Below are 19,253 nucleotides of genomic sequence, written 5' to 3' on the forward strand. Positions count from 1 at the left end.
CGCTCCCTGGCACATGGCGTGCCGTCCTGCGGGACGGCCAGGCGTGCCGTCGTCCATTGTTTGTCTGTGAGGAAAAATCAGCGCGCCGGTGCTTCCGGCGTTGTTGTTGTTTTCCGTCCTGCTGGAGGCCGTCTCAGGCGGTTCGCTGGAACTTCAGGTCCCAGACGCCATGGCCGAGGCGTTCGCCGCGCCGTTCGAACTTGGTCACCGGGCGCTCCTCCGGGCGTGGCACATAGCCAGCGTCGCCGGCGAGGTTGGCATATCCGGGGGCGGCGCTCAAGATTTCGAGCATGTGTTCCGCATAGGGTTGCCAATCAGTCGCCATATGCAGCACACCGCCGACCTTGAGCTTCTGGCGAACCAGTTCGGCGAAGGCCGGCTGCACGATGCGCCGCTTGTTGTGTCGCGCCTTGTGCCAGGGATCGGGGAAGAACAGCAGCACGCGGTCCAGGCTGGCGTCGGGAATGCAGGTGCGCAGCACTTCCAGCGCATCGCAGCTGTACACGCGCACGTTGGTGAGGTTCTGCAGCAGCAGGCCGTTGAGCAGCGCGCCGACGCCGGGCCTGTGCACCTCGACGCCGATGAAGTCCTGCTCGGGGGCGGCGGCGGCCATCTCCAGCGTGGCCTGGCCCATGCCGAAACCGATCTCGAAGGTACGCGGCGCCTGGCGGCCGAACAACTGGTCGAGATCGAGCAGGCCGCCCTCGAGTTCCAGGCCGAATTTCGGCCAGCCCAGTTCCAGGCCGCGCTGCTGGCCGGTGGTCATGCGTCCGGCGCGCATCACGAAGCTCTTAATGGTGCGGCGGTGCTCGGGCGGGAGATCGGCGGTGTCAGTCATGGTGTTTCCGGCAGAGAAAAAAAGCGGGCCCGGGGCTCATCCCCGGGCGGGACGGATCAGCGAACCAGGCCTTCCAGGGGTGAGGAGGCGCTGGCGTAGAGTTTCTTCGGCATACGCCCGGCCAGGTAGGCGAGACGGCCGGCTTCCACGGCGTGCTTCATGGCCTGGGCCATCAGCACCGGGTGCTGGGCGTGGGCGATGGCGCTGTTGAGCAGCACGGCGGCGCAACCGAGTTCCATGGCGATGGTGGCGTCCGAGGCGGTGCCGACACCGGCGTCCACCAGCACGGGAACCGGCGACTCCTCCAGGATGATGCGCAGGTTGTATGGGTTGCAGATACCCAGGCCACTGCCGATCAGGCCGGCCAGCGGCATCACCGCGATGCAGCCGATCTCGGCCAGCCGACGGGCGACGATGGGGTCGTCGCTGGTGTAGACCATCACGTCGAAGCCTTCCTTGACCAGCGTTTCGGCGGCGGCCAGGGTTTCAACCACGTTGGGGAACAGGGTCTTCTGGTCGGCCAGCACTTCCAGCTTCACCAGGTTGTGGCCATCCAGCAGCTCGCGGGCCAGGCGGCAGGTGCGTACTGCTTCCTCGGCGGTGTAGCAGCCGGCAGTGTTGGGCAGGATGGTGTAGCGCTCGGGGCTGATCACATCCAGCAGGTTGGGTTCGCCGGGGTTCTGGCCGATGTTGGTGCGGCGCACCGCGACGGTGACTATCTCCGTGCCGGAGGCCTCGATGGCCTGGCGGGTTTCTTCCAGATCCTTGTACTTGCCGGTGCCCACCAGCAGGCGCGACTGGTAGGTGCGCCCGGCAAGGGTGAAGGGTTGGTCATGCGCGGCGAGGGTCATCGCGGGTTCCTCCAGGGGACAGACGCCCGCGTCGTGCGCGGACGGTGATGGGACGAGCGGCCTGGCGACGCGATCGCTAGCCGCCGCCAATGGCGTGGACGATTTCCAGGCGGTCGCCCTCCCGCAGGCGGGTGTCGGCGTGCAGGCTGCGCGGGACGATGTCGAGGTTGAGTTCGACGGCCACGCGGCGCTCGGTCAGGCCGAGCTCGGCCAGCAGGTCGGCGATGCTCAGGCCGTCGCGCGTATCGCGGGCTTCACCATTGAGATGGATGCGCATGGTCGTGTGCTGTCAGCGGGCAAGGGCCGGGCATTCTAGCCCGATCCCCGGCAGCGACCAAGCCGCCATCAGGCAGTGCGTCGCCAGGCGAGCAGACCCAGGCAAGCCCAGCCGATCAGGAATAGCACGCCGCCCAGCGGGGTGACCAGGCCCAGTTTCAGCCCGGCCAGGGTCATCAGGTACAGGCTGCCGGAAAAGAGCACAATACCCAGACTGAAGCACAGGCCGGTGGCGGCCAGCAGACGGCTGGTGCCGCGCGCGGCCAGCAACACCACGGCCAGCAACGCCAGGGCGTGGATCTGCTGGTAATGCACACCGGTCTGGAACACCTCCAGGTGGGCGGCGGTCAGACGCCCGCGCAGACCATGAGCGGCAAAGGCGCCCAGCGCCACGCCGGTGAAGCCGAAGAACGCCGCCAGGAACAGGTAGACGCGACCCATGAGCCAAACTCCTTGCCAGTCAGAGAATCAAAGGCGCCTATGATGCCTCGCCGACCCTCCAATTTCCCGCGTCTCGGGCGCGCTGGCGCAGTGCGGCGCTGGCTGCGGCGCCTGTTCCTGCTGGCGCTCGGCCTGCTGGGGCTGAGCGTGGCGCTGGTGCTGGTGTTTCGCTGGGTGCCGCCGCCGGGCACGGCACTGATGGTGGAACGCAAGATCGAGGCCTGGCGCGCGGGCGACACGCTGGACCTGCAACGCCAGTGGCAACCCTGGGAGCGCCTGCCGAACAACCTGAAGATGGCGGTGATCGCCGCCGAGGACCAGCGCTTCGCCGAGCACTGGGGTTTCGACCTGCCGGCGATTCGCGACGCCCTGCAACACAACCGGCGCGGCGGCAGCCTGCGTGGCGCCAGCACCCTCAGCCAGCAGGTGGCCAAGAACCTGTTCCTGTGGTCGGGGCGCAGCTGGGTGCGCAAGGGCCTGGAGGTGTGGTTCACCCTGCTGGTGGAAACGCTCTGGCCCAAGCAGCGCATCCTCGAGGTGTACCTGAACAGCGTGGAATGGGGGAACGGTGTGTTCGGCGCCGAGGCGGCTGCCCGGCACCATTTCCGGGTGTCGGCCGCCCGGCTCAGCGATCGCCAGGCCAGCCTGCTGGCAGCCACCCTGCCCAACCCGCGGCGCTGGAGCGCCGGCCGACCCAGCGCCTACATAGACCGGCGGGCCTTCTGGATTCGCCAGCAGATGCGCCAGCTGGGCGGTGCGGATTACCTGCTGCGCCTGTGAGCGGCGCGCAGGGTATTACTGACAAACGGCGCGGTACAGCGCGTCGTCGCGCTCCAGCTGCCGCAGCGCGCCCGCGCCCTGGCCGGTGATCGGCACCAGTTCGGCGGTATCGCAGTTGAGCAGGTGGGGCTGGTGGTCCAGACGGTCCACATATTCCTTCTCGAAGCGGTAGAGGATGAACTGCCGGATGCGCTGTCCGTCCTGCTCGAGCTGCTGGATGTTGGTGGTGTCGACCACGGTCAGCCCGACAGTCAGTGGCACCAGGTAGGTCCAGGGGCGCAGGATCTGCTGTTCTTCCTCCTGCGCGACCACCACTGAGCCTGCGGGTAACTGGCTCTCCTTGTGCGCGGCCCAGTCGTATTCGTAGTTGATCTGGTAGGCCAGCATCCCAAAACCGGCCAGGGCCGGGACAAACCAGGCGGGCAGTCTGTTACGGCTCAGCCTGCGCAACAGGTAGGCGATGCCACCCGCGCCAAGGCCAGCCACTCCCAATGCAACCAAATGCCAAATCATAGGAATCCCCGAAATGAAGGCGGGCTTCCTTGTTGAAGGGAAGCCCGCCTGGATCAAACCGAACCGGGAACATGTCCCGGTTCGTCACGCCGTGTCAATCAGTGAGCAACAGCAGCGCCAGCACCCTTCGGGAAGCGAACGCTTTCCACCAGGTCCTGAACTTCCTTCGGCGGCGGAGCGGTCATGTACGCCACGGCGAAGGCCACGACGAAGTTGATGACCGCACCCACGCTACCGATGGACAGCGGGGAGATACCGAACAGCCAGTTGTCCGGAGTGTTCGGCAGGCTGTTGGTACCCGGGATGAAGAACCAGCCCAGGAACATGAAGATGTAGATCACGGTGAAGGCCAGACCGGCAACCATGCCCGAGATCGCGCCAACGCTGTTAATGCGACGGGAGAAGATACCCATCATCAGCATCGGGAAGATCGAGGACGCGGCGATACCGAAGGCCAGCGCCACCACCTGCGCGGCGAAGCCGGGAGGGTTGAGACCCAGGTAGGTCGCCACCAGGATCGCCACGGCCATCGAGATCCGCGCGGCGAGCATTTCACCCTTCTCGCTGATGTTCGGATTGATGATCGTCTTGATCAGGTCATGACTGATTGCCGAGGAGATGGCCAGCAGCAGACCGGCTGCGGTGGACAGTGCGGCAGCAATGGCGCCTGCGGCGATCAGGCCGATCACCCAGCCCGGCAGGTTGGCGATTTCCGGGTTGGCCAGTACGAGGATGTCGGAGTTCACGGTCAGCTCGTTGCCAGCCCAGCCGCGGTCGCTGAAGTCAGCGGTCGGGTTGTAGTACTGGATGCGGCCGTCGTTGTTCTTGTCCTCGAATTTGATCAGACCGGTTTCTTCCCAGGTCTTCACCCACTGCGGACGCTCGGAGTATTCCAGTGCCGGCTGTTCAACACCCTGCGGGTACACGGTGGTGAGCAGGTTCAGGCGAGCCATGGAAGCCACGGCCGGAGCGGTGGTGTACAGCAGGGCGATGAACACCAGGGCCCAACCAGCGGAGGAACGGGCGTCAGCAACCTTCGGTACGGTGAAGAAGCGGATGATCACGTGCGGCAGACCGGCGGTACCGATCATCAGCGACAGGGTGAACAGCACCATGTTCAGCTTGTTGGACACGTCGGCGGTGTAGTCCTGGAAGCCCAGGTCACGTACCACTTCGTTCAGCTTCTGCAGCAGCGGCATACCGGACTCGGTGTGCTCGCCGAACATGCCGATCTGCGGGATCGGATTGCCGGTCAGCTGCAGGGAGATGAAGATGGCCGGGATGGTGTAGGCCAGGATCAGCACCACGTACTGGGCCACCTGGGTGTAGGTGATGCCCTTCATGCCGCCGATCACGGCGTAGACGAACACTACCGCCGAGGCGAGCCAGATACCGGTGCTGCTGCTCACTTCCAGGAAGCGGGCGAAGGCCACGCCGGCGCCGCTCATCTGACCGATCACGTAGGTGATGGAGGTCAGCAGCAGGGCGATGACCGCTACGAGGCGGGCACCCTTGCTGTAGAAGCGGTCACCCACGAAGTCCGGCACGGTGAACTTGCCGAACTTGCGCAGGTAAGGCGCCAGCAGCATGGCCAGCAGCACGTAGCCGCCGGTCCAGCCCATCAGGAACGAGGAGTTGACGTAGCCGACGGAGATCAGGCCGGCCATGGAGATGAAGGAGGCTGCGGACATCCAGTCCGCCGCGGTGGCCATGCCGTTGGGGATCGGCCCGACACCGCCGCCGGCGACGTAGAACTCCTTGGTGGAGCCCGCACGCGCCCAGAGCGCAATACCAATGTAGAGGACGAACGACGCCCCCACGAACAGCATGTTGATTGCAAATTGGCTCATTCCGGCTTACTCCTCGAGACCGAATTCTTTATCGAGTTTGTTCATCTTCCAGCGATAGAAGAAGATCAACGCAATAAAGACGTAGATCGAGCCTTGCTGAGCGAAGAAGAAGCCAAGATCGGCACCACCGATCATGATGCCCGACAGCATGGGACGCAGGATGATGCCGAATCCGTAAGAACACAGGGCCCAGATAACCAGGCTTCCCAGGATGAGGCGGAGGTTAGCCGACCAATAGGCTTCGGCGTTTGACTTGTGATCTGCCATTTAATGTTCCTCACATTGTTGTTATTGGGGGGCAGGCAGCTACATCGTACAGAAGTCGGTTTTCGCGACGTCTACTACCTTAGTCTTGCCGTAAGCGCGCTACCACGCGGCTTTGCCGGCTCCGACCAAGGGTCGGACGCGTCGTTCGACACCCTGACCGAAGGCAAAGGCGACCGCCTCCGGAGTCAAATTCAGGCAGTCCATCGGCTTTACGACCAACGGGAGCATTCCTTCGCTTTACTGGTCGCAGAAGCCCGTCGCGGAGTAACTGCCATGCCCTTCGATTCCGAGCACTTCGAGCGCTTGCTGCAACAGGCCCGCCAACAGGCCGACCAGGCCGCCGCGCAGGGCGACGCCCAGCTGCAGCACGCCGCCTTCCTCACTCTGCTGGAGGCCGTACGCCAGCTCGGCGCGGCCTCGGGCGACTGGCGACGCATGGTGGCGCGCGCCACCGAGGATTTTCAGCACGACGAGGGGATCTAGAAGGGCTTGGCGAAGGCTGGGACAGGCGCCGGTATGAAGCCGGCCCAATAGGGGCTCGCTCAGGCTTGTACGGCAGCGGCGGGATTGATCACCCGGCCCAGGCCCAGGTTGCGCAACGCCAGATTGAGGGTGCTGTTGATGACGTGCGGGTTGTCGATGCGCATCACCTCGTCCAGCAGCTCGCGGGCCTTGCTGGCGGTGATCTGGCGCAGTAACCACTTCACCTTGGGCAGGTTGGTGGCGTTCATCGACAGGCTATCGAAGCCCATGGCCAGCAGCAGCACCGCCGCCAGCGGGTTGCCGGCCATTTCGCCGCAGATGCTCACCGACTTGCCCTCCGCATGGGTGCCGTCGACCACCTGGCGCAGCGCCTGCAGCACCGCCGGGTGCAGGAAGTCGTAGAGGTCGGCCACACGCGGGTTGTTGCGGTCCACCGCCAGCAGATACTGGGTCAGGTCGTTGGAACCGACCGAGATGAAATCGACCTGGCTGGCCAGCTCGCGGATCTGGTACACCGCCGCCGGAATCTCGATCATCACGCCCAGCGGCGGCATGGGCACGTTGACGCCCTCGTCGCGCACCTCGCTCCAGGCGCGATGGATCAGGTGCAGCGATTCCTCCAGTTCCAGCACGCCGGAAATCATCGGCAGCAGAATGCGCAGGTTCTCCAGGCCCTCGCTGGCCTTGAGCATGGCGCGCACCTGCACCAGGAAGATTTCCGGATGGTCGAGGGTGACGCGGATGCCGCGCCAGCCGAGGAAGGGGTTCTGTTCCTTGATCGGGAAATAGGACAGCGACTTGTCGCCGCCGATGTCCAGGGTGCGCATGGTCACCGGCTGCGGGTGGAAGGCAGCCAGCTGCTCTCGGTAGATGGCTGCCTGCTCCTTCTCGCTGGGGAAGCGCTCGTTGCTCATGAACGGCACTTCGGTGCGGTACAGGCCGACGCCCTCGGCGCCGCGCTGCTGGGCGCGCGCCACGTCGGCGAACAGGCCGGTGTTGACCCACAGCGGCATGCGCTGGCCGTCCAGGGTCACGCAGGGCAGGCTGCGCAGCGACTCCAGGCCCTGGGTCAGCTGGCGCTCCTCCTCCACCACTTCGCCGTACTGCTTGCGCAGCACCGCGCCGGGGTTGGTGAACACTTCGCCGTGGTAGCCGTCGACGATCATCTCGATGCCGTCGACCTTGGCATACGGCAGGTCGACTGCGCCGACCACGGTGGGAATGCCCATGGCACGCGCCAGGATCGCCACATGGGAGTTGCCCGAGCCCTGCACGGACACCAGGCCGACCAGCTTGCCCTCCGGCACTTCGCCGAGCATCGCCGGGGTCAGCTCCTCGCTGACGAGGATGGTGTTGTCGTGATAGACGAGGGTCTGCTGACGTTCCTGCTGCAGGTGGGCCAGCAGCCGGCGCCCCAGATCACGCACGTCCGAGGCGCGCTCGCTCAGGTAGGGGTCGCCCATCTGCTCGAAGCGATCGACGTGCGCGCGAATGACCTGACTCAGCGCGCCCTGTGCCCACTGACCACCCTTGATCAGCTGCACCACGTCCTTACTGAGCGCGGCGTCGTCGAGCATCATCAGGTAGACATCGAACAGTGCCCGCTCGTCGGGGCGCAGTTGGTTGGCCAGCTTCGCCGAAAGGGTCTGCAATTCCTCACGCACCGCGGCCAGGGCGGTCTGGTAGCGCTTGAGTTCGGCCTCGACGTCCTCGGCCGGACGGTCCGGCACCACGTCCAGGTCCGCCGGCGGCAGCACCACCACCGCAGTGCCGATGGCCGCGCCAGGCGCACCGGCAATGCCGACGAAGCGTGCTTCCTGGATGCCCTTGCCCTGGCGGCCCAGGCCGCGAATCGAGCCGGTGGCCTCGGCATGGGCGATCACCCCGGCCAGTTGTGCGCTCATGGTCACCAGAAACGCTTCCTCGCCCTCATCGAACTGACGGCGTTCCTTCTGCTGTACCACCAGCACGCCCATCACCCGTCGGTGGTGGATGATCGGCGCGCCGAGGAAGGAGGCGTAGCGCTCCTCGCCGGTTTCGGCGAAGTAGCGGTAGCGCGGGTGTTCGGAGGCATGCTCGAGGTTCAGCGGCTCCTCGCGGCTGCCCACCAGACCGACCAGGCCCTCGTTGGGCGACATGCTGACCTTGCCGATGGCGCGCTTGTTGAGGCCTTCGGTGGCCATCAGCACGTAGCGGTTGGTCTCGGGATCGAGCAGGTAGACCGAGCAGACCTGGCTGCCCATGGCCTCCTTCACACGCTGCACGATGATGCCCAAGGCCGCCTTGAGGTCTTTGGCGGCATTCACTTCCTGGACGATCTTGCGCAGCGTATTCAGCATGCTGGTGGGCTCTCCGTGTCAGTCCCGCGCGGGCAGGCGCGGGGCCAGCTCTTTCAAGGCGCGACGGTAGACCTCGCGCTTGAAGGTGACCACCTGTCCCAGTGGGTACCAGTAACTGACCCAGCGCCAGCCGTCGAACTCCGGCTTGCCTGTCAGATCCATGCGTACCCGCGTTTCGTCACTGAGCAGGCGCAGCAGGAACCACTTCTGCTTCTGGCCGATGCACAGCGGCTGGCTGTGGGTGCGCACCAGGCGTTGCGGCAGCCGGTAGCGCAGCCAACCCCGGGTGCAGGCCAGGATGCGGACATCCTCCGGCTCCAGGCCGACCTCTTCGTTGAGTTCCCGGTACAGCGCCTGTTCCGGGGTTTCCTGGTGATTGATGCCACCCTGGGGAAACTGCCAGGCGTCCTGGTTGATGCGGCGCGCCCATAGCACCTGACCGACATCATTGGTCAGAATGATGCCGACATTCGGGCGGAAACCATCGGAGTCGATCACCTGGGATCACCTCGCCAATCAAGTGGCGGCATTGTTCCATAAAACCGAAGAGCCCTGAAAGCAAAGCCTTGGCTCTGTCACCGTTTCGTTGGCGCCGCGTTCGACGCCGCTCGGCGCACGGGTTGCGGGGTGGCCGTGCATCCCTTCAGTGTGGCGAGCGGACCCGCTATGCTCTGCAGCCTTTTTGCTCCCGTACCGAGGTGATTCGTGGCCCTGGCTCTTTTCGATCTGGACAACACGCTGCTGGCCGGCGACAGCGACCATGCCTGGGGCGAGTTCCTCTGCCGGCGCGGCCTGGTGGAAGTCGACAGCTACCGTGCCCGGAACGATGCCTTCTATCAGGATTACCTGGATGGCTGCCTCGACGTGCAAGCCTATCAGGACTTCTGCCAGGAACTCCTCGGCCGCAGCGAGATGGCCCAGCTCGCATCCTGGCATCGCGAGTTCATGGCCGAGTTCATCGAGCCGATCGTCCTGGCCAAGGGTGAGGCGCTGCTGCGTCGCCACCAGGAAGCGGGCGACCGGGTGGTAATCATCACCGCCACCAACCGTTTCATCACCGGGCCAATTGCCGCCCGGCTGGGCGTGGAGACCCTGCTGGCCACCGAGTGCGGCATGGAGGATGGCCGCTACATCGGCCGCAGCGTCGACGTTCCCTGCTTCCAGGAAGGCAAGGTGGTGCGCCTGGAGCGGTGGCTGGCGGAGAACGGGCTGGATCTGCAGGGCAGCTGGTTCTACAGCGACTCGCGCAACGACCTGCCGCTGCTGCTCCGGGTGAGCAACCCGGTGGCGGTGGACCCGGACGCCGTGCTGCGCTCCGAGGCCGAGGCCCGCGGCTGGCCGGTGATCTCGCTGCGCTGAGACCCCAAGCCTGTGGGGCGGTCAGCGTCGCCCTGGTCGCCGTGCTTGCGACGGAAGTCAGCCTGGAACAGGGCTTCTGCCTACGGCCGTACCGCCATCAGTCCCAAGATCACCACCTGCAGCACCAGCGCCGCCACAGCCGAACCGAAGGCGACCGGCAGAGCGTGCGCCGCCTGCGCGGCGCCATTGCCCAGCGCCCACAAGCGTGTCGCCAACAGCAGCCAGGCGATGCCGGCCAGCAGATACAAACAGGCGCCGGCCAGCACCCAGGTTTCGCCGAACGGCACCGCCTGCAGGTGCAACAGCCACCAGGCCACCACGGGCGCCGCCAGCACGAGGAACAGCAAAGCCGGTGGCGCCAGGCGCAACCGCCGGGCCCGCCCGGCCCAGCGAGGCCAGGTGTCGGCGCGCCAGCGCTGCCAGAGCAACGCAGCGAGCGCGCCGGTCAGCGCCAGCAACGAGAGCGCCAGCAGGCCCAGCAGTATCTGCAAGCTCAGCACGGTGTCCATGGTCTTCCCCCTGTCGACGGCAGGAGTCTAGACCGAGAGTCGCCGGTGGCTCAGTCGGCCTTGCCCTGCACCTCTTGCTGCATGCGCTTGAGACCCATGTGGCGCACATCGGTGCCGCGCACCAGATAGATCACCAGCTCGGCGATGTTGCGCGCGTGGTCGCCGATGCGCTCCAGCGAGCGCAGCGCCCAGATGATGCTGAGCACCCGGGAAATGGAGCGCGGGTCTTCCATCATGTAGGTGGCCAGCTCGCGCAGCGCGGTCTTGTACTCACGGTCCACGGTCTTGTCGTACTGCGCCACCGACAGCGCCAACTCGGCGTCGAAGCGCGCAAAGGCGTCCAGCGCGTCGCGCACCATGCGCCGTACCTGATCGCCGATGTGGCGCACCTCGACATAGCCGCGCGGCGCGGAGCCTTCCTCGCAGAGCTCGATGGCGCGGCGGGCGATCTTCGAGGCCTCGTCGCCGATGCGCTCCAGGTCGATCACCGACTTGGAGATGCTGATCACCAGACGCAGGTCCGAGGCCGCCGGCTGGCGACGGGCGAGGATGCGCAGGCACGCCTCGTCGATGTCGCGCTCCATCTGGTTAGTCTGGTCGTCCACGTCGCGCACCTGCTGGGCCAAGCCGGAATCGGCCTCGATCAGCGCGATGACCGCATCGTTGACCTGCTTCTCCACCAGGCCGCCCATGGCCAGCAGGTGGCTGCGCACTTCCTCCAGCTCGGCGTTGAACTGCTGGGAAATGTGCTGGGTGTGGCTGTCTTTGTTGATCATGTTCTAACCCTTGCGAACTGTTTTCTCTCGCCGGACAGGCCGGCCCTTGGCAAATCGTGTTGCGCCAGGAGGCGGCGCGCAGACAGTACAAACGAGTACGGCAAGCGCCGCCGACAACGCGCAGCGCGATTTGCCATGGCCGGCTAGCCGTAGCGGCCGGTGATGTAGTCCTCCGTCTGCTTCTGCGCCGGGTTGGTGAACAGGGTATCGGTGTCGCCGTATTCGATCAGCTTGCCCATGTACATGAACGCGGTGTAGTCGGAAACCCGCGCCGCCTGCTGCATGTTGTGGGTGACGATGACGATGGTGTACTTGGATTTCAGCTCGTAGATCAGCTCTTCCACCTTGAGGGTGGAGATCGGGTCCAAGGCCGAGCAGGGTTCGTCGAGCAGCAGGACTTCCGGCGACACGGCGATGGTGCGGGCGATCACCAGACGCTGCTGCTGACCGCCGGACAGGCCCAGCGCGGACTCATGCAGGCGGTCCTTGACCTCGTCCCACAGCGCGGCGCCCTTGAGCGCCCATTCCACGGCTTCGTCCAGCGTGCGCTTCTTGTTGATGCCCTGGATGCGCAGGCCGTAGACCACGTTCTCGTAGATGCTCTTGGGGAACGGGTTGGGCTTCTGGAACACCATGCCGACGCGGCGGCGCAGCTCGGCCACGTCCTCGCCCTTGCGGTAGATGTTCTGGCCGTCGAGACGGATCTCGCCGTCCACGCGGCAACCGTCCACCAGGTCGTTCATGCGGTTGAAGCAGCGCAGCAGGGTCGACTTGCCGCAGCCGGACGGGCCGATGAAGGCGGTCACGCGCTGCTTGGGGATGTTCATGCTGACGTTGTGCAGCGCCTGCTTCTGGCCGTAGAACAGGTTCAGGCCGGGCACTTCCAGGGCCACGGTCTCGTCGGCCAGCGACAGGCTCTGCTTGTTGCGGCCCAGGGCGGCGAGATCGATGCCGTGGGTATGGGATTCGGATTGCATAGGCTCACTCCGTTCGAAACTGCTCGGCGGCAGGCCGACGTCGGCCTGCCCTCCGGAATTAGTGTTCCAGCGCCTTGTACTTCTCGCGCAGGTGGTTGCGGATGTAGACCGCGCTCATGTTCAGGGTGGCAATCACCACCACCAGCAGCAGCGCGGTGGCGTAGACCAGCGGCCGCGCCGCTTCCACGTTCGGGCTCTGGAAGCCGACGTCGTAGATGTGGAAGCCCAGGTGCATGATCTTCTGGTCCAGGTGCAGGTACGGGTAGTTGCCATCCAGCGGCAGCGACGGCGCCAGCTTGACCACGCCGACCAGCATCAGCGGCGCCACTTCGCCAGCGGCGCGCGCCACGGCGAGGATCAGGCCGGTCATCATCGCCGGGCTGGCCATGGGCAGGACGATCTTCCACAGCGTTTCGGCTTTGGTGGCGCCCAGGGCCAGCGAACCTTCGCGCACCGCGCGCGGAATGCGCGCCAGGCCTTCCTCGGTGGCCACGATGACCACCGGCAGGGTGAGGATCGCCAGGGTCAGCGAGGCCCACAGCAGGCCCGGGGTGCCGAAGGTCGGCGCCGGGGCGGATTCCGGGAAGAACAGCCGGTCCAGCGAGCCGCCCAGCACGTAGACGAAGAAGCCCAGGCCGAACACGCCGTAGACGATCGAGGGCACGCCGGCCAGGTTGTTCACCGCGATGCGGATCACCCGGGTCAGCACGCCCTGCCTGGCGTATTCGCGCAGGTACACCGCCGCCAGCACGCCGAACGGGGTGACGATCACCGCCATGATCAGGGTCATCAGCACGGTGCCGAAGATGGCCGGGAAGATGCCGCCTTCGGTGTTCGCCTCGCGCGGTTCGTCGCTGACGAACTCCCAGAGCTTGGCGAAGTAGTGGCCGATCTTCTCCAGCTGGCTCATGCCGTTGGGCTGGTAGGCGCGCACCACCTTGCCGAGGCTGATGTCCAGTTCCTGGCCATCGGCGGTGCGCACGCGGATGCTGTCACGGTTGAACGCCTGGTAGAGCTCGCCCAGGCGCGCTTCCAGCACCTGGTACTCGGCATCCCACTGAGCCTTCTCGGCGGCCAGATCGGCCTGTGCGGCGGCGTCCAGGCGACCTTCCAGTTCCAGCTTGCGGGTCTTCAGGCGCAGGCGTTCCAGACCATGGTTGATGCGGCCGATCTGGTGCTTCTCGACATCCTTGATTTCGCCGTGCAGCGCATCGACCCGCTGCAGGCGTCGCTGCAGCTCAGGCCAGGCGGCGTCGCCTTCGGCGACCAGACGTCCCTCTTCCTTCACGTTGACCAGGAAGCCGTAGAAGTTGCCCCATTCGCGGCGCTCGATGGCCACCAGCTCGGCGGGCGTGCGGATGTTGCTCAGCCATTCACCGACCACCCAACTGAAGTCGGCGCCGTAGACCTCGCGGTTGCCCACCTTGAGCAGTTCGCGGGTCATGAACTCGCCGCCCTCGGCGTTCACCGGCAGGCCGCTGGCCGCCAGGCGGGCGCGCGGCACCTCTTCCATTTCCACCACTTCGCCGGCAAGCAGGCGCGTCGCCTGGCCGGGCACCTGGTAGTCGGCGACGATCACATCGGCCGGCCAGAAGTGCGCCAGGCCGCGGCTGGCGATCACCGCCAGCAGGCCGAGGGTCATGATGACGGCGATGGACACCGCACCGGCGTTCAGCCACACCCAGGGGGTGCCGCTCTTGAACCAGGTTTTCAGGTTTTGCTGTTTCACGGTATCGGAACCTTTCATGGCGCCCCCTTACAGCGACGCATACTTGCCGCGCAGGCGCTGGCGGATCAGTTCGGCCAGGGTGTTCATCACGAAGGTGAACAGCAGCAGCACCATGGCGGCGAGGAACAGCACGCGGTAGTGGGTACTGCCCACCTCGGACTCGGGCATTTCCACTGCCACGTTGGCGGCCAGGGTGCGCAGGCCCTCGAAGATGTTCATTTCCATGATCGGCGTGTTGCCGGTGGCCATCAGCACGATCATGGTCTCGCCCACCGCGCGGCCCATGCCGATCATCAGCGCCGAGAAGATGCCCGGGCTGGCGGTGAGGATCACCACGCGGGTCAGCGTCTGCCAGGGCGTGGCGCCCAGGGCCAGCGAGCCGTAGGTGAGGCTCTTGGGCACGCTGAACACGGCGTCCTCGGCGATCGAGTAGATGTTGGGGATCACCGCGAAGCCCATGGCCAGGCCGACCACCAGCGCGTTGCGCTGATCGAACGGGATGCCCAGCTCGTTGGACAGCCACAGACGCATGTCGCCGCCGAAGAACCAGTTCTCCAGGTTGCCGCTGATGCCCAGCGAGAAGGCGCCGACGCCGATCACCACCGGCACCAGCAGCGCCGCTTCCCAGCCGTCCGGCACGCGCAGGCGGATGCTTTCCGGCAGGCGGCTCCACAGCCAGGCCGCGCCGATGATGCCCACCGGCATCAGCAGCAGCAGGCTGAAGATGCCCGGCAGGTGGCCTTCCACGTACGGCGCCAGGAACAGGCCGGCGAAGAAGCCGAGGATCACCGTGGGCAGCGCCTCCATCAGCTCGATCACCGGCTTGACCTTGCGGCGCAGGGTCGGGGCCATGAAGTAGGCGGTGTAGATGGCGGCGCAGATGGCCAGCGGCGCGGCCAGCAGCATGGCGTAGAAGGCCGCCTTGAGGGTGCCGAAGGCCAGCGGCGCCAGGCTCAGCTTGGGCTCGAAGTCGGTGTTGGCCGAGGTGGACTGCCAGACGTGCTTCGGCTCGTCGTAGCTTTCGTACCAGACCTTGCCCCACAGCGCGCTCCAGGAGATTTCCGGGTGCGGGTTGTCGACTGCCACGCTGCGCAGCAGACCGTCACGTTCGACCAGCAGGCGGTCGGCGCGCGGTGACAGCGCGCCCACGGCCGCACCGTCGCTCACCGCTTCGACCAGCAGGGTGCGGTGCGCGGTGCTGTGGAAGATGCCCAGGCGACCGGCATCGTCCAGGGCCAGGAAGCCCTTGCGGCGCTCTTCCGGGAGGATCTGGCGGATCGGCGCATCGCCCAGGCGGAAGTTGCGCACATTCTTCAGCTCGTGGCGGCCATCGGCATCGCGCACCATGAACCACTGGCCGATGCCGCCGCTGGAGTCACCGACCATCAGCGAGATGCCGCCAAGCAACGGGCTCACGGCGGTGATGCGGGCGTTGCCGCCGGCCAGCTTGTAGCGGCCGTTGAGCACCTGGCGACGCAGGTCGAAGACCTGCACCTCGGCGCGCTCGCCGAAGGCATACAACCACTGCTGGCGGGGCTCCAGCTGCAGGGCCACGATCGGTTCGCCCAGCGCCGGCAGCTTGTAGCGCTGCTCGCTGAGGCTCACCTCGCCGGTGAACAGGTTCTCTTCGCGCTCCAGGCGCAGGGTGCTCAGCTCGCCACCGGCGACCGCCGCCAGCTGCAGGCTGGCGCCGTTGACGCTGATGGCCAGCTTTTCCAGGGCGCGGCCCTGGGTGTCCAGTGCAATGGGCTCGGTGCCGAACGGGTAGATCAGCTCCGGGCTGATGGTCTTCACGCCGCCGGGGTAGCTGAGCCGGTATTCGTGCTGCGCGACCAGGGCGCTGCCATCGTCCAGGCCGACCACGAAGCGGCGGCTGCCGGGAGTGTCTTCACCCAGCGCGACGATGCGCCGGCCTTCCGGCAGCGCCAGGCGCGTTTCGCTGAGCAGCGTACCCGCGTGCACATCCGCGAATTGCACCTGGCCACTGGCGTCCAGACGCATGGCGACCTGGTTCTGTTCCTCGATGGCCAGCAGCAGGGGCGGCTGGCGCTCGGCCAGCCAGCCCGGGCGCTGTTCCTGCGTGGCGCCCAGTTCGGCGCCCTGGAAGATCGGCAGCACCACGTGGGCCAGGTAGAAGAAGATCAGGGTGATCGCACCCAGCACCGCCAGGCCACCGATGGAGACGTACCAGCGGGCCAGGCGATCCTTGAGGGCGCGCACGCGCCGCTTGCGCTTGAGGGCCGGCGTATCGAAGTCCAGCCCCGGCGCCCGGGAAGAAGCGCTCATGTCGTGTTCAGCCATATCGTTCATGAATTACATCCGGGGCCGGCTCGGAGGGGCCCGAGCGCACTTTAAAACCGCCGTGTGACAGAAAGATTACAGCCGCGTGACGCGCGGACACGTGGCTGAAACGCAACGACCCGCGCCGGGGCGCGGGTCGCTGGACGAGGGGAGGATCGAGGCTTACAGGCCCAGGTCCTTCAGCGCCTTGTCGACCACCTTCTTGGGCAGCGGGATGTAGCCGTCCTTGACCACCACGTCCTGACCCTGCTTGCTCAGCACCAGCTTGAGGAATTCGGCCTCCAGCGGCGACAGCGCCTTGTTCGGGTCCTTGTTGATGTAGACGTAGAAGAAGCGCGCCAGCGGGAACTTGCCGGCCAGGGCGTTGGCTTCCGAGGCTTCGAAGGCTTCGCCACCCTTCTTGGACAGCGGCACGGCGCGCACGCTGGAGGTCTTGTAGCCGATGCCCGAGTAGCCGATGGCGTTCAGGGTGCTGGAGATCGACTGCACCACCGAGGCGGAGCCCGGCTGCTCGTTGACGTTCGGCTTGAAGTCACCCTTGCACAGCGCCACTTCCTTGAAGTAGCCGTAGGTGCCGGACACCGAGTTGCGACCGAACAGCTGGATCGGCTTGTTGGCCCACTCGCCGGTCAGGCCCAGCTGGCCCCAGGTCTTGATGTCCTGCTCACCACCGCACAGGCGGGTACTGGAGAAGATGGCGTCGACCTGGGCGATGTCCAGGCTCTTGATCGGGTTGTCCTTGTGGACGAATACGGCCAGGGCGTCGATGGCGACCGGGATCTCGACCGGCTTGTAGCCGTACTTCTGCTCGAAGGCCTGCTTTTCGCTGTCCTTCATCGGGCGGCTCATCGGGCCGATGTTGGCGGTGCCCTCGGTCAGCGCCGGCGGTGCGGTGGAGGAACCGGCGGCCTGGATCTGGATGTTGACGTTCGGGTAGTTGCGCTTGAACTCTTCCGCCCAGAGGGTCATCAGGTTGGCCAGCGAGTCGGAACCGACGCTGGACAGGTTGCCGGACACGCCGGAGGTCTTGGTATAGCTCGGCAGTGCCGGATCGACAGCCGCCAGTGCGCCGGTCGAGGCGACGCTCACTGCGGCCAGGCCCATGGCCGCCATCAAACGCTTCACTTTCATTCCTTGCTCCTGGACTGAGGGTGTGATGTGCAACGGTGGCCAGTATTGGCAGGCCCCATGACAAGTCTATGAAGCGCATGTGACAGTTGGATGACCATGACGCATGCCGCTTCGCCGCGCTACTCCGGCCGGTATACTGCGCGGCACGCCCATCCCGCGCCTGAGCCCGCCATGACGAACGAAGAATTCGACCCCACCCCCCAGGGCGACCTGGCCATGCAGATCACCGCCCTGCCCCGCGACACCAACGGCTTCGGTGACATCTACGGCGGCTGGCTGGTCGCACAGATGGACCTGGCCGGCACGGCAATGGCCAGCCGCCTGGCCTGCGGGCGCGTAGCCACGGTGTCCATCGACCGCATGGCGTTCATGACCCCCGTGGTGGTCGGCGCGCAATTGTCCTTCTATACGCAGACGCAGCACATCGGCCGCAGCTCGGTACGCATACTGGTCGAGGTGTGGAGCGACGATCCGCAGTCCGAGGAGTGGCGCAAGGTGACCGAGGCGGTGTTCGTGTTCGTGGCCATCGATGACAGCCGCCGTACCCGGGCGATTCCGGCGAGCCGCTGACGCCTTTCGTGCGGGTCCACCCAGAAACTCGCGACTGAAGTCGCTCCTACAGGTTTCTGTGCGGCACATACCAAAACGCCAGCCCGAGGGCTGGCGTTTCGTTACCGGCGCCGGCGTCAGCCACGCATGTTGTAGACCTTCTTCTCGTTCAGCTCGGCGTAGGCGTACAGGCGTTCCATGTAAGCCTTCTGCTGCGCCCAGACCTTCGCCGCGGCGGGGTCGGCAGCGGCGGAATCTTCCACCGCCTGGGCAGCAACTTCCTTCAGGCGCGCCAGCACCGCTTCGGGCAGCTCGCGCACTTCCACACCCTGCTCGCGCAGTTGCTCCAGCGCTTCCATGTTCTTGGCGTTGTAGTCATCCAGCATGTCGCCGTTCACATCGCGGGCGGCTGCGCGGACGATGGCCTGCAGATCGGCCGGCAGGGTTTCCCAGGCCTTGAGGTTGATGTCCAGCTCGAAGGTGACGTTGGGTTCCTGCCAGCCGGGGGTGTAGTAGTACTTGGCCGCCTTGTGCAGGCCCAGGGCCAGGTCGTTGTACGGGCCGATCCACTCGGTGGCGTCGATGGCGCCGGTCTGCAGGGCGGTGAAGATCTCGCCGGCCGGCAGGTTGACCACGGTGCCGCCCATGCGCGTCAGCACTTCGCCGCCCAGGCCGGGGGTACGCATCTTCAGGCCCTTGAAGTCGTCGACGCTGTTGATTTCCTTGTTGAACCAGCCGGCGGTCTGCACCCCGGTGGCGCCACAGGCCAGCGGCAGGATGCCGAACGGCTTGTAGACTTCTTCCCAAAGCTGCATGCCGCCGCCACGGTGCAGCCAGGCGTTCATTTCCTGGGCATTCGGACCGAACGGCAGGGCGCAGAAGAACTGGGCGGCCGGGACCTTGCCCTTCCAGTAATAGGGCGCGCCATGGCCCATTTCGGCGGTGCCGCGGGAGACCGCGTCGAACACTTCCATGGCCGGCACCAGCTCGCCGGCGGCGTAGACCTTGATGGTCAGCCGGCCATTGCTCATCTCGTTGACCAGTTGGGCGAAGCGCTCCGCCCCCACCCCCACACCGGGGAAGTTCTTCGGCCAGGAGGTGACCATCTTCCAGTTGAAACGCTGCTGTTGGGTGGTTTCGCCGGTGCTGGCGGGCGCGGTTTCCTGCTTGCATCCGGCCAGGGCGGTGGCCGCCAGACCAACACCGGCGGCGGCAAGAATGTCACGACGTTTCATGGAGTAACTCCTTGTTGTTGTTATGTCTATCGCGAGGGGCGAGTCGTCG

General features: G+C 65.9%; 20 protein-coding genes. 4 read left to right on the forward strand and 16 right to left on the reverse strand.

Annotated elements, in window-relative coordinates:
* Nucleotides 1-133: 133 nt before the first annotated feature.
* The 4 genes from trmB to PT85_RS12090 all read right to left on the reverse strand — a co-directional run bounded on the left by trmB (nt 134) and on the right by PT85_RS12090 (nt 2,406).
* Entirely contained in the window at nt 134-838 is a 705-nt protein-coding gene (gene trmB / locus PT85_RS12075; RefSeq protein ID WP_027590209.1) for a tRNA (guanosine(46)-N7)-methyltransferase TrmB, read from the reverse strand.
* A gap of 56 nt (nt 839-894) precedes the next feature.
* On the reverse strand, nt 895-1,689 hold the full coding sequence (locus tag PT85_RS12080; protein ID WP_039606745.1) for a thiazole synthase: 795 nt from the start codon (nt 1,687-1,689) through the stop codon (nt 895-897).
* 76 nt (nt 1,690-1,765) lie between these two features.
* Entirely contained in the window at nt 1,766-1,966 is a 201-nt protein-coding gene (thiS, locus tag PT85_RS12085; protein ID WP_027590211.1) for a sulfur carrier protein ThiS, read from the reverse strand.
* A gap of 68 nt (nt 1,967-2,034) precedes the next feature.
* Complete coding sequence (locus PT85_RS12090; protein ID WP_027590212.1) at nt 2,035-2,406, reverse strand: DUF423 domain-containing protein; 372 nt, start codon at nt 2,404-2,406, stop codon at nt 2,035-2,037.
* 42 nt (nt 2,407-2,448) lie between these two features.
* On the opposite strand from PT85_RS12090, the gene mtgA reads away from it, so the two are divergent.
* Nucleotides 2,449-3,186, forward strand: a complete 738-nt coding sequence (mtgA, locus tag PT85_RS12095) for a monofunctional biosynthetic peptidoglycan transglycosylase (RefSeq protein ID WP_051587395.1) — start codon at nt 2,449-2,451, stop codon at nt 3,184-3,186.
* A gap of 15 nt (nt 3,187-3,201) precedes the next feature.
* Here mtgA and PT85_RS12100 read toward each other — a convergent pair whose 3' ends face one another.
* From PT85_RS12100 to PT85_RS12110, 3 genes are all read right to left on the reverse strand, one after another.
* Nucleotides 3,202-3,573, reverse strand: coding sequence for a hypothetical protein (locus tag PT85_RS12100; RefSeq protein ID WP_197058170.1), 372 nt, complete (start codon nt 3,571-3,573; stop codon nt 3,202-3,204).
* A gap of 224 nt (nt 3,574-3,797) precedes the next feature.
* Nucleotides 3,798-5,549, reverse strand: a complete 1,752-nt coding sequence (locus tag PT85_RS12105; protein WP_039606747.1) for a sodium:solute symporter family protein — start codon at nt 5,547-5,549, stop codon at nt 3,798-3,800.
* A gap of 6 nt (nt 5,550-5,555) precedes the next feature.
* Nucleotides 5,556-5,816, reverse strand: coding sequence for a DUF4212 domain-containing protein (locus tag PT85_RS12110; protein WP_027590216.1), 261 nt, complete (start codon nt 5,814-5,816; stop codon nt 5,556-5,558).
* Between the two features lie 273 nt (nt 5,817-6,089).
* Between PT85_RS12110 and PT85_RS12115 the strand changes: the two genes are divergently transcribed.
* Nucleotides 6,090-6,299, forward strand: a complete 210-nt coding sequence (locus PT85_RS12115; RefSeq protein ID WP_027590217.1) for a hypothetical protein — start codon at nt 6,090-6,092, stop codon at nt 6,297-6,299.
* A 59-nt stretch (nt 6,300-6,358) separates the two neighbouring features.
* On the opposite strand, the gene ptsP is transcribed toward PT85_RS12115, so the two are convergent.
* The gene (ptsP, locus tag PT85_RS12120) at nt 6,359-8,638 is read right to left on the reverse strand and encodes a phosphoenolpyruvate--protein phosphotransferase (RefSeq protein ID WP_027590218.1); all 2,280 of its coding nucleotides are present in this window, start codon (nt 8,636-8,638) and stop codon (nt 6,359-6,361) included.
* 18 nt (nt 8,639-8,656) lie between these two features.
* Nucleotides 8,657-9,136: an RNA pyrophosphohydrolase gene (locus PT85_RS12125; RefSeq protein ID WP_027590219.1), complete on the reverse strand. Its 480-nt coding sequence runs from the start codon at nt 9,134-9,136 to the stop codon at nt 8,657-8,659.
* A 207-nt stretch (nt 9,137-9,343) separates the two neighbouring features.
* Here PT85_RS12125 and PT85_RS12130 point away from each other — a divergent pair, with 207 nt between their 5' ends.
* Nucleotides 9,344-9,997 (forward strand): histidinol-phosphatase, encoded by a 654-nt coding sequence (locus PT85_RS12130; protein WP_039606748.1) that lies wholly within the window; start codon nt 9,344-9,346, stop codon nt 9,995-9,997.
* A gap of 80 nt (nt 9,998-10,077) precedes the next feature.
* On the opposite strand, the gene PT85_RS12135 is transcribed toward PT85_RS12130, so the two are convergent.
* From PT85_RS12135 to PT85_RS12160, 6 genes are all read right to left on the reverse strand, one after another.
* A complete protein-coding gene (locus tag PT85_RS12135) occupies nt 10,078-10,506 on the reverse strand; it encodes a DUF2269 family protein (protein ID WP_051587396.1) in 429 nt (142 codons plus the stop codon).
* A gap of 50 nt (nt 10,507-10,556) precedes the next feature.
* Entirely contained in the window at nt 10,557-11,282 is a 726-nt protein-coding gene (gene phoU, locus PT85_RS12140; protein ID WP_027590221.1) for a phosphate signaling complex protein PhoU, read from the reverse strand.
* Nucleotides 11,283-11,425: 143 nt separating this feature from the next.
* Entirely contained in the window at nt 11,426-12,259 is an 834-nt protein-coding gene (gene pstB, locus PT85_RS12145; RefSeq protein WP_039606749.1) for a phosphate ABC transporter ATP-binding protein PstB, read from the reverse strand.
* Nucleotides 12,260-12,317: 58 nt separating this feature from the next.
* On the reverse strand, nt 12,318-14,006 hold the full coding sequence (pstA, locus tag PT85_RS12150; protein WP_162172921.1) for a phosphate ABC transporter permease PstA: 1,689 nt from the start codon (nt 14,004-14,006) through the stop codon (nt 12,318-12,320).
* A gap of 9 nt (nt 14,007-14,015) precedes the next feature.
* Complete coding sequence (locus tag PT85_RS12155) at nt 14,016-16,298, reverse strand: ABC transporter permease subunit (protein WP_039606750.1); 2,283 nt, start codon at nt 16,296-16,298, stop codon at nt 14,016-14,018.
* A gap of 153 nt (nt 16,299-16,451) precedes the next feature.
* On the reverse strand, nt 16,452-17,420 hold the full coding sequence (locus tag PT85_RS12160) for a phosphate ABC transporter substrate-binding protein PstS (protein ID WP_027590225.1): 969 nt from the start codon (nt 17,418-17,420) through the stop codon (nt 16,452-16,454).
* Nucleotides 17,421-17,591: 171 nt separating this feature from the next.
* On the opposite strand from PT85_RS12160, the gene PT85_RS12165 reads away from it, so the two are divergent.
* Nucleotides 17,592-17,990, forward strand: coding sequence for an acyl-CoA thioesterase (locus PT85_RS12165; protein WP_039606751.1), 399 nt, complete (start codon nt 17,592-17,594; stop codon nt 17,988-17,990).
* 116 nt (nt 17,991-18,106) lie between these two features.
* Here the strand turns inward: PT85_RS12165 and PT85_RS12170 are convergent, their stop codons facing one another.
* Entirely contained in the window at nt 18,107-19,204 is a 1,098-nt protein-coding gene (locus PT85_RS12170; protein WP_027590227.1) for a TRAP transporter substrate-binding protein, read from the reverse strand.
* Nucleotides 19,205-19,253 lie beyond the last annotated feature (49 nt).

The organism is Pseudomonas flexibilis (assembly GCF_000806415.1).
GTDB classification, from domain to species: Bacteria; Pseudomonadota; Gammaproteobacteria; order Pseudomonadales; family Pseudomonadaceae; genus Serpens; species Serpens flexibilis.